Genomic DNA, 8,461 nt, shown 5'->3' on the forward strand with positions numbered 1-8,461 from the left:
AATTTGAAGAATCTTTTACCCTCTGTGAAACTCACGAAAAAGACTTGAATTTTTTGATTGTTTTTTAGAAGCTCTCAAACATGAAACGATTCAAAACAAACTTTGCTTAATCTTAGGAATGCGGGCAGATTTTCTCGACCAATGTTCAAAATATACAGGGTTAGCGACTAAAATTAAAGAACGTCAACTATTAGTAACACCTCTGGAAAAAGAGGAAGTAAAAGAAGCAATTAAAAACCCGGCTCAATTAGTAGGAATGGAAGTAGAAGCCGGATTAGTTGCCCAAATTACAGAAGACTTTTTGCGGAATCCAGGTAGTTTACCTCTGCTACAATATACTATGGATGTTCTGTGGAAATATGCCACTCAAGGAGAAGAGAAAAGTAAATATTTAACACTGGCAACTTATACAAAGTTGGGAGGAATTAAGGGTACTTTAACGAAACGAGCAAACGAAGTATTTGAGAGTCTGAATAAAGAGGAAAAGTCGGTAGCAAAGAGGATATTTTTAGAATTAGTACAGCCTGGGCAACAGAAAACAAAGTCAGGAAAAATAACAGATACTCGCAGACGAGTAATTTTAGAAGATTTGCCAAATGAACAACATAGTTTAGAGATGTTGTTAGAGGTAAGTAATAAATTAGCAGACCAAAATAATCGGTTAATTACTAAAGATAAGTCAGGGGNAAACAAAGTCAGGAAAAATAACAGATACTCGCAGACGAGTAATTTTAGAAGATTTGCCAAATGAACAACATAGTTTAGAGATGTTGTTAGAGGTAAGTAATAAATTAGCAGACCAAAATAATCGGTTAATTACTAAAGATAAGTCAGGGGCAGGAACATTATTAGATGTGATTCACGAAGAATTAATTAGAAGTTGGGAAAAGCTGAGAAATTGGGTAGAAGATTATCAAGAAGTTTTGCCGTTGGTAAGAAAGATTGAAGTTGATGCAAAGGAATGGGAAAAACAGGATAAAAAAGATGATTGGTTATGGCGAGAAGGGCAGTTAATAAAAGCAGAAGAATATGTGACCAAATATGGGGATATGGGTTTGTTGGATGGGTATGCTTATGAGTTTGTTAGGGCAAGTCAGGAGTTGAGAACTCGTTTAGAAGTTGAAGAGAAAGAACGCATAAAAAAACAACTTGAAGAGGAAAAAGCTAAAAAATTAGCTCAAAACCAAAACCTATTTTCATCAATTGTTGCACTTGTAATGGTTGGGTTATCTGCTTATGCTTTCATTCAGAATAGGAAAGCCGAATATAGAAGTAACGTTGCTAATATTGATAGGCGAGCATCTGAAGCAGAGGTTTTGAGCATTTATAACCGTTATGATACAAGTGTTTTGTTGGCAGTCCAGTCAATAGCTCAAATTCAAGAATTTAAAGAACGGGAAGAGTATTGGTGGAGGAAAGTTGTCAGCAAATTTTTAGACAGTCAGCTTTTAGATAAATCTCAAAATGCAGTCAATGAAATTATCCGCAAGGGGTTAGCCCAACTTCCCGATCATCTTTATACTCTCAAACACGAAGGGGACGTAAGAGCAGTAGCCTTTAGTCCCGACGACAAAACTATTGCCACAGCAAGTAATGACAATACTGCCCGCCTCTGGGATGCTACCACCGGCAAAGAAGTCGCTACCCTACCCCACCAAGGAGAGGTAAGAGCGGTAGCCTTTAGCCCCGATGGCAAAACCATTGCCACAGCAAGTAATGACAATATCGCCCGCCTCTGGGATACTACCACCGGCAAACAATTAGCTACCCTCAAACACCAGGACTCGGTAAGAGCGGTAGCCTTTAGCCCTGACGGCAAAACCATTGCCACAGCAAGTAATGACAATATCGCCCGCCTCTGGGATGCTACCACCGGCAAAGAAGTCGCTACCCTCAAACACCANCAAAACCATTGCCACAGCAAGTAATGACAATATCGCCCGCCTCTGGGATGCTACCACCGGCAAAGAAGTCGCTACCCTCAAACACCAGGGCAGGGTAAATACAGTAGCTTTTAGCCCCGACGGCAAAATCATTGCGACAGCAAGTAATGATCAAACCGCCCGCCTCTGGGATACTACCACCGGCAAAGAAGTCGCTACCTTACTCCACCAGAACTCAGTAGGGAGAGTAGCCTTTAGCCCCGACGGCAAAACCATTGCTACTGCAAGTTATGATAATACCGCCCGCCTCTGGGATGCTACCACTGGCAAAGAATTAGCTACCCTAAACCACCAAGACTCAGTAAGGGCAGTAGCCTTTAGCCCCAACGGCAAAATCATTGCGACCGCAAGTAATGACCAAACCGCCCTCCTCTGGGATGCTACCATCGGCAAAGAATTAGCGACTCTCAACCACCAGAACACCGTAAGAGCTGTAGCCTTTAGTCCTAACGGCAAAACCATTGCTACTGCAAGTTATGATAATACCGCCCGCCTCTGGGATGCTACCACTGGCAAAGAATTAGGGACTCTCAACCACCAGAGCGGGGTAAATGCAGTAGCCTTTAGCCCCAAGGGCAAAACCATTGCCACCGCAAGTTATGATAATACCGCCCGCCTCTGGGATGCTACCACTGGCAAACAATTAGCTACCCTAAACCACCAAGGCGGGGTAAATGCAGTAGCCTTTAGTCCTAACGGCAAAACCATTGCCACCGCAAGTAATGACAATATTGCCCGCCTCTGGGATGCTACCACCGGCAAAGAATTAGCTGTTCTCGAACACCAGGACTCAGTAAGGGCACTAGCCTTTAGTCCTAACGGCAAAACCATTGCTACTGCAAGTGATGACCAAACTGCCCGCCTCTGGGATACTACTGGCAAAGAATTAGCTACCCTCAAACACAACGACTCAGTAAGGGCAGTAGCCTTTAGTCCTAACGGGCAAACCATGGCTACTGCAAGTGATGACCAAACCGCCCGCCTCTGGGATGCTACCACTGGCAAAGAATTAGCTACCCTCAAACACAACGACTCAGTAAGGGCAGTAGTCTTTAGTCCCGATGGTAAAACTATTGCGACAGCAAGTTATGACCAAACCGCCCGCCTCTGGGATGCTACCACTGGCAAACAATTAGTGACTCTCAAGCACCAGGGCGGGGTAAATGCAGTAGCCTTTAGCCCCAAGGGCAAAACCATTGCGACAGCAAGTAATGACAATACCGCCCGTCTCTGGGATATGGACACCCACGAAGTCATCGCTACCTTCAACCACCAGGATAGGGTATGGACAGTAGCATTCAGTCCCGACGACAAGACTATTGCTACTGCAAGTTGGGNCATTGCGACAGCAAGTAATGACAATACCGCCCGTCTCTGGGATATGGACACCCACGAAGTCATCGCTACCTTCAACCACCAGGATAGGGTATGGACAGTAGCATTCAGTCCCGACGACAAGACTATTGCTACTGCAAGTTGGGACAAAACTGCCCACCTCTATGAGGTAATGAAAGTAGATTTAATTGCAGAAGCTTGTCGCCGTCTCCCTCGAAATTTAACAGCAGAGGAATGGAAGCAGTATATAAACAGCAACTTGGAGACATATCAGAAAAGTTGCGAAAATCTTCCCGTTCATCCTTCTGTTAATCTTAAGTGATATCATGTCCGGTAGCATCAGAATTCCAAGTGATATAGAATCCAGATAATATCATGTCCGTTGGTATCGGAGCGTGTAAAAGTTGGGAAAATATCTACCGCCATATCAAGTTTTTCCTTCTCTTAAAGCTTCTTCCTCCCTGTTCCCTGTTAAGTGTTCCCTACCTTTGCTATACAATACCGATGCTACCGGACATGATATAATTAGGGTTTGCTGAAAAAGTCTTTTTGTGAGGGTAGGAGTCAGGAGTCGTAGGGGTGATTTCCGTTCCGGAATGCTCCTAATTACGCAAATCACCCGTACAGGAAAATTTGGAATTATAGAGGAGGTAGGAGGAAGAATAGTCCTTTGATTTTTCTCCCATAGTCTGCCCAAAATACTTAATTTTTGAACATGAGGGGTCAAAAATCTAGCACTTTTTGATACCTAAAAAGCCTAAAATCTTTATCTGCAAATGGTTTGATATTGATTCAGCCAGCCCTAATTATGACTTCTAACTTCTAACTTTTTTAATAGGGAAAAAGTCAAACTAATTTACGATCGCTTTAATATATATTTTCTGAAAAACCAAACAAATATACTGGTAGTTAAAATCATTATTAATTTGAATATCAATGTATTGTCACAAATATCAGATTTCTTAGAGAAAATTAACTCACATTGTTGTTTGGCATCATCACCGATAAAACTAACAACAGCTACACCTGTACCTCCCACAGCAATTAATTCTTGAAAGTTATGATCGCTCTTAGCTTTTTCTATTTCTACTTGACTACGAACAGCGTTAATATTACCTTCTAATAATAGCAATCCCTGGTCAAAATTTTGTAAATCTCGTGTAATTTGCAAAAGATATTTTTCGTTTACTAATTGACTAAAATCTTCAAAAAATGCGATTCCAGTTTTATTTATAGTGACTTTTTCTCTAGCTTTTTTCTGGATAGTTTGTACTCTTTTATCGTAATTACTTAAATTTATTTCTATTGTGCCTTGTTGAAATTTTAAATTGCTTAGATCATTAGTATATCGATTAATGGTAATTTGGAATTCAGTGAGAATATTACNAATAGCAATCCCTGGTCAAAATTTTGTAAATCTCGTGTAATTTGCAAAAGATATTTTTCGTTTACTAATTGACTAAAATCTTCAAAAAATGCGATTCCAGTTTTATTTATAGTGACTTTTTCTCTAGCTTTTTTCTGGATAGTTTGTACTCTTTTATCGTAATTACTTAAATTTATTTCTATTGTGCCTTGTTGAAATTTTAAATTGTTCAGATTTTGGGTATATTGATTGATAATAATTTGAAATTGACTCAGAGCATCACTAATTTCTTCCAACTTCTTACCTTGTCTATTTTCTTGACTAATCTTTGCTTCTAAAGATTCAATTTTTGTCTGAATTTTACTAAATTTATCTTTAATTATATTACTTAAAATCCGAGTTTGAGCGTAAGCCCAAACAATTTTATGGTGAGAATAAAATAAGCGCATCCAGTCTATATAGAATCCACTTAATTTGTTGAATGTTGCTTCGTCTGGATAGATAGCAATAATAATATGTTGATTTTGAACAACGGTAATAATTTCTTTGTCTGCTAATTTTACAGTCTGCTGTTTTAAACTATTAATAGATTCTTCAAAAATTGTGGCTCCGATAAATTCACCTTTGCCATCGAATTCTACTCTTTTTTGGGCATTGGGAAAAATTGCGTTGTAACATTTTTTGGCAATTTTTTCTATTTCTTCTGGAGTTGTTTCCGAGGAGTCTGGTAGATAGGCAGATAACATCCAAGTCTGACCTAATGTGGCAATATTCTCTCCTAATTTTTGTTGGATTTTTGCTCTTAATTCAGCAAAATATTCTGGTGTTTTTGTGTCTGGTGTAGCAACTTCTAATAATAGTCCATAACTATCTCCCAATCTTACTGGGTAGTAATAACCATCTTCTCCAGAACTATCAGGAAAGAAAGCATAAGTAGATTTGAGTAGCTGAATATATTCTACTTCTATACCTTTATTGTTTTCTTGTCCGTCTCGTTTTAATTTTTCTTGAACAGTTGGATGGAATTTTTGATAAAAATATTGTCGTTTTTGTTCTATGTCTTGCTCATCATCACCGAGACTGTTTCTCAAGTCATAGAGAAATAAGTCAATGGTAGGATTAATAATATCAGTCATTTCAATTATCAGTCATTTCAGTTATCAGTTATCACTCATTATTTTAGTTATTAACAAAACTTACACAAAATATATGTAAATTGTGTTTTTTGTAGGGGCAATTTCCTACGGAATGCTCCGCAAACATGAATTGCCCTTACAGATAGTGTCCGTGCGTAAGTCCTGATTAATATCATCTAAAACAATGATTTATGGGTTAGAGTGGATAGGCATCAAATTACATAATTTTATCTGAATTTTATCCACCTAACCCACCCTAAAAAAATTATTTATAGTCTAACTAATCTTGACCAATTAAATTCATTAATTTATCAAACTTACTAATTTTTTGAACTGTTTCTGATGGCTCTGGTGATGAGATAATTTGGATAGCTGCATTGGTAATTTCATTACTTTCCAAATCAGACATATCTACATCAGGAATAGGACGTTCTAGGGGTTGATTTTCCTCCGTCGGGGTAACTGTTTTCACATCTTCAGTATTAAGGATTAAATCTTGAGGCATCTCATCAATTTTTTCTAGCTTTGAATTAATATTTTGAAAAACTGTATTGAGAGATGGGTTATTGTTAATTATTTCCATTAGACTTGGTTGAATATCTTCTTCCCAAGCTGTAGGGTCAAGGGATAATTGTTGACCAGCAATATAAAGGTTCTCTTTTTCTTCTGAACTTAGGGGAGTATCTGACTCTTTGATTGCTAGTAACATGGATAATAAAAATTTGTTCGCTGAATCATTCATTTTGTGTCTCCTTGATTTGTACTTTATTTGTTCTCTAGTTTTAGATAACTTTAGTTATTGATCTTGATTATATTCTTGTTTAAGATAGCAATCTGATCTGCATTGTGAGATATTGTAACTTATGCAACAGACAACAGGCAACAGGTAATAGGTAATAGGCAACAAACAACAAACAACAGACAACAGGCAATAAGCAACAGGCAACAGGCAACAGGCAACAGACAACAAGAAAAAAACTGTATATTTACTGCCGTTCCTTAAGTTCTGACATATTTGATTTCTGACCAGTCCTCATCTTCTTGAGTAGGGTATAATCTAGTTAGTTTATTAATATATTATAGATAGATTTACCTAAATTACCTCTTTTTCAGGGTAGATTTGGCCTTAAAACTTGACCTCAATCACCTGAAAAATACTGTAATTTTTTTTATCAACATTTTAAATAGTCAATATAATTAATAATTATGAACAGAGAAGCATTAGTCGTTGGCATTAATTCTTATCCATTCCTCAAAAAAAAGAAACCAGGAGATTTAAACCTCAAAGCACCCGTAAAAGATGCTGAAGCTATTGCCGAAATGTTAGAAAAATACGGCAAGTTTCATGTACAACGTTTACCTAAAGGTTACGACCAAGAAGGTCAAGCTAGATTTGTTCCTAATGGTCTTGTAAAAGTTAATGACCTGGAAAAAAGAATTATTAATTTATTTAATCCTCCATCAAAAAATGAAGTTCCTGATGTGGCTTTACTCTTCTTTGCCGGACATGGTTATTTGAAAGAAAAAGGAGGCATTCAAGAAGGATTTTTAGCCACAAGTGATGCTCAACTAAAAAACGAGAAATATGGCATATCTTTAAACTGGTTAAAAGAGCTATTACAAAAAAGTCCTGTCAAAACACAAATAGTTTGGTTAGACTGTTGTTTTAGCGGAGAATTTTTAAACTTTCAAGAAGCAGACCCTGGTACAGGAAAAAAAGTAAGTCGTTGTTTTATTACTGCTGCTCGTTCCTTTGAAACAAGTGTAGAACAAATAGATGGAGAACANGGAAAAAAAGTAAGTCGTTGTTTTATTACTGCTGCTCGTTCCTTTGAAACAAGTGTAGAACAAATAGATGGAGAACAAGGTGTTTTTACAGCTAGATTACTCAAAGGTTTAAATCCAGAAAATTCTGTAGATGGTTGGGTAACTAACTATATCTTGGCAGATTCTATCAAAAAGAATATGCGTCAGACTGCTCAAGCTCCTGTGTTTCATAATTCAGGAAATGCAATTATTTTAACTACGAATAGTCCGACTCAACCTGTAGATGAACGTTGGAAAAATACTCCTCCTTATCGTGCTTTATCTTATTTCACAGAAAAGGAAGAAGATGCAGTATTTTTTCATGGTCGAACCAGATTAACAGATGAATTAATTAACCAAGTAAGAACCAATAATTTTGTCGCCATATTAGGAGCATCCGGTAGTGGAAAATCATCCTTATTAAGAGCAGGTTTGTTATATCAACTGAAGCGGGGGCAAAAAACATCGGGAAGTGACAGGTGGCAATATCTAGATCCTTTTACACCGACTACATCTCCTCTGGAAAATCTGCAAAAGGCAATTAATATAGAAGGGGAAAATCCAGAGAATTTAAGCGAAAAATTAATCGACTTTATTCAGTCAGCAGAAGCAGAAAGAGTCATCATGGTAATCGACCAATTTGAAGAATCTTTTACCCTCTGTGAAACTCACGAAAAACGACAGGAATTTTTTGATTGCTTCTTGGCAGCAATAGGAAATGAAACCATTCAAAAGAAATTTTGCTTAATCTTAGGAATGCGGGCAGACTTTCTCGACCAATGTTCAAAATATCCAGGATTAGCAACTCAAATTAAAGAAAATCAATTCTTAGTAACCCCTCTGGAAAAAGAAGAAATAGAGGAAGCAATAAAAGA

General features: G+C 37.6%; 5 protein-coding genes and 2 pseudogenes. 6 read left to right on the forward strand and 1 reads right to left on the reverse strand.

Translation table 11 applies throughout. The features are described from left to right. Window positions 1-88: 88 nt before the first annotated feature. From AFK68_RS45940 to AFK68_RS42205, 4 genes and pseudogenes are all read left to right on the forward strand, one after another. Window positions 89-686: pseudogene (locus AFK68_RS45940) on the forward strand (peptidase C14); the annotation flags it as partial. A gap of 54 nt (window positions 687-740) precedes the next feature. After that, the coding region (locus tag AFK68_RS45945; RefSeq protein ID WP_371357486.1) for a WD40 repeat domain-containing protein at window positions 741-1,903 on the forward strand (1,163 nt) is incomplete at its 3' end. Window positions 1,904-1,935: 32 nt separating this feature from the next. Further along, window positions 1,936-3,280, forward strand: a 1,345-nt coding sequence (locus tag AFK68_RS42200) for a WD40 repeat domain-containing protein (RefSeq protein WP_246844329.1), incomplete at its 3' end; no start/stop codon positions are given. 44 nt (window positions 3,281-3,324) lie between these two features. Then, window positions 3,325-3,600, forward strand: coding sequence for a WD40 repeat domain-containing protein (locus AFK68_RS42205; protein ID WP_371357487.1), 276 nt, complete (start codon window positions 3,325-3,327; stop codon window positions 3,598-3,600). 2,460 nt (window positions 3,601-6,060) lie between these two features. On the opposite strand, the gene AFK68_RS21320 is transcribed toward AFK68_RS42205, so the two are convergent. Beyond that, entirely contained in the window at window positions 6,061-6,522 is a 462-nt protein-coding gene (locus AFK68_RS21320; protein WP_094674891.1) for a hypothetical protein, read from the reverse strand. A 464-nt stretch (window positions 6,523-6,986) separates the two neighbouring features. On the opposite strand from AFK68_RS21320, the gene AFK68_RS42210 reads away from it, so the two are divergent. After that, a partial coding sequence (locus AFK68_RS42210) for a caspase family protein (RefSeq protein ID WP_246844326.1) occupies window positions 6,987-7,567 on the forward strand: 581 nt, incomplete at its 3' end. 1 nt (window position 7,568) lies between these two features. After that, a pseudogene (locus AFK68_RS42215) lies at window positions 7,569-8,461 on the forward strand (NACHT domain-containing protein); the annotation flags it as partial.

It is taken from the genome of Hydrocoleum sp. CS-953 (assembly GCF_002260545.1).
Lineage (GTDB): Bacteria > Cyanobacteriota > Cyanobacteriia > Cyanobacteriales > Microcoleaceae > Trichodesmium.